Raw genomic sequence first — 2,078 nt, forward strand, 5'->3', positions numbered from 1 at the left:
GCGCGACACACGCAACCTCAAGCGTCCAACTCTGCCCAGCGCGCGTAAGCCGTATCCAACTCCGCCTGCAACTTGGACAACGCCTCATTCGCCTTGGTCAGCGCGGCATTATCCTGCCGGAAAAACTCCGGATCGTTCATCGCCTCGCTGCGCGCGGCAATGTCGGCTTCCAAAGTTTCAATCTTCTTCGGCAACTGCTCCAGCTCTCGCGCATCCTTGTAGCTGAGTTTGCGCTTTGCCTCTACGACTGGCGCCGCGGCGACTGCGACGGTCTTCTCAAGCGACTTGATCGAAGGCGCCAATGCCGACGGACGCTGGCGCAGCCAGTCGGTGTAACCGCCCACGTATTCGCCGATCTTGCCGTGACCTTCGAGCACCAGCGTGCTGGATACCACGTTGTCGAGAAACTCGCGGTCATGCGACACCAGCAGCAAGGTACCCTGGTATTGCGTGAGCAGCTCTTCCAGCAGCTCCAGCGTTTCCACGTCCAGGTCGTTGGTTGGTTCGTCCATCACCAGCAGGTTGGACGGCTGCGCGAACAGCTTGGCGAGCAGCAGTCGATTGCGTTCGCCGCCTGACAGTCGCGTGATCGGCGCACGCGCACGTTCCGGCGAAAACAGGAAATCCTGCAGGTAGCCGATGATGTGCTTGCGCGAGCCATTGAGCTCGATGAATTCGCGGCCTTCGGCCACGTTGTCCAGCGCGTTGAGCTTGTCGTTGAGCTGCACGCGATGCTGGTCGAAATAGGCGATCTGGATGCCGGTGCCCAGCGTGGCGTGGCCGCGATCGGGCCTGAGTTCGCCAAGCATGATCTTCAGCAACGTGCTCTTGCCGGCGCCGTTGGGGCCGATGATGCCCACGCGGTCGCCGCGCATGATGGTGGTGCTCAGGTTTTCGATCAGCACGCGGCCGCCGTAACTCTGGTGCACGTGCTCCAGGTCGATCACCTTCTTGCCCGAGGCCTGCGCATTGGCCATGGTCATCTTGACGTTGCCGGAGAGTTCGCGACGCTGCGAACGTTCCACGCGCAACGCCTTCAAGGCGCGCACGCGGCCTTCGTTGCGCGTGCGCCGTGCCTTGATGCCCTGGCGGATCCACACTTCTTCCTGCGCGAGCTTCTTGTCGAAGTGGATGTTGGCCTGCGACTCGGCGTGCAGGCGTTCTTCGCGGCGACGCAGGTAGTTGTCGTAATCGCCGGGCCAGTCGGTGAGCTGGCCGCGATCGATCTCGACGATGCGCGTGGCCAGTGCGCGCAGAAAACTACGGTCATGCGTGATGAAGATGATGCTGCCTTCGAACTGGCGCAGGAATGCTTCGAGCCAGCCGATGGCTTCAATGTCGAGATGGTTGGTGGGCTCGTCGAGCAGCAGCACGTCGGGCTTGCGCACCAGCGCCTGCGCAAGCAGCACACGACGCTTCATGCCGCCCGAGAGCGCTGCGAAATCGGTATCGCCGGGAAGCTCAAGCCGCGTCAACACATCGGTGACGCGTCGGTCGAGATCCCAACCGTGCTGCGCTTCGATCTGCGTCTGCACATCGCCCAGCGCATCCATGTCGCCTTCGGCGAGCAGGTGATGGTAACGGGCGAGCAATCGACCCAGGTCGCCAAGGCCTTGCGCGACCACATCGAACACGCTGCCGGCCGTGTCTTGCGGCACCTCCTGCGCCATGCGCGCAACGACGACGCCGTTTTGCACACGCACTTCGCCATCGTCGGCTTTGAGTTCGCCGCTGATGAGTTTCATCAAGGTGGATTTGCCTTCGCCATTACGACCGACGATGCACACGCGCTCGTTCGTCTCGATGGAGAGGTCGACATGTTCGAGCAGGAGGGGGCCGCCGATGCTGAAGTCGACGCGCTGAAGTTGGATTAGGGACATCCGGACATTTTAGGGGATGCGTCGTGTCGATCGTTCGCTTTTGCTGCTCAATCCCGACGCGCGTCTGCCGATAGGGAACGCTAGAGGAGAAAAAGCCGTGGCCGATGAGCGGGGCGGGCGTCTGGCGGAGTAATTGTTTTTTAACGAAAAAAGTTCGCGCCTACACGCAAATAAGCCTTTCGCCATACGCCATTTGCG

1 protein-coding gene is annotated in these 2,078 nt (G+C 61.5%); it reads right to left on the reverse strand.

Features of this window, described 5'->3' with window-relative positions; genetic code table 11:
* Nucleotides 1-17: 17 nt before the first annotated feature.
* Nucleotides 18-1,880: an ATP-binding cassette domain-containing protein gene (locus AC1DMG_RS21770; protein ID WP_477174996.1), complete on the reverse strand. Its 1,863-nt coding sequence runs from the start codon at nt 1,878-1,880 to the stop codon at nt 18-20.
* Nucleotides 1,881-2,078 lie beyond the last annotated feature (198 nt).

The sequence above is a fragment of the Dyella sp. 01N36 genome, from assembly GCF_056399745.1.

Excerpts from the sequence above, each read along its gene's own strand:
- AC1DMG_RS21770 (WP_477174996.1), bottom strand. The coding sequence starts at position 1,880 with ATGTCCCTAATCCAACTTCAGCGCGTCGACTTCAGCATCGGCGGCCCC.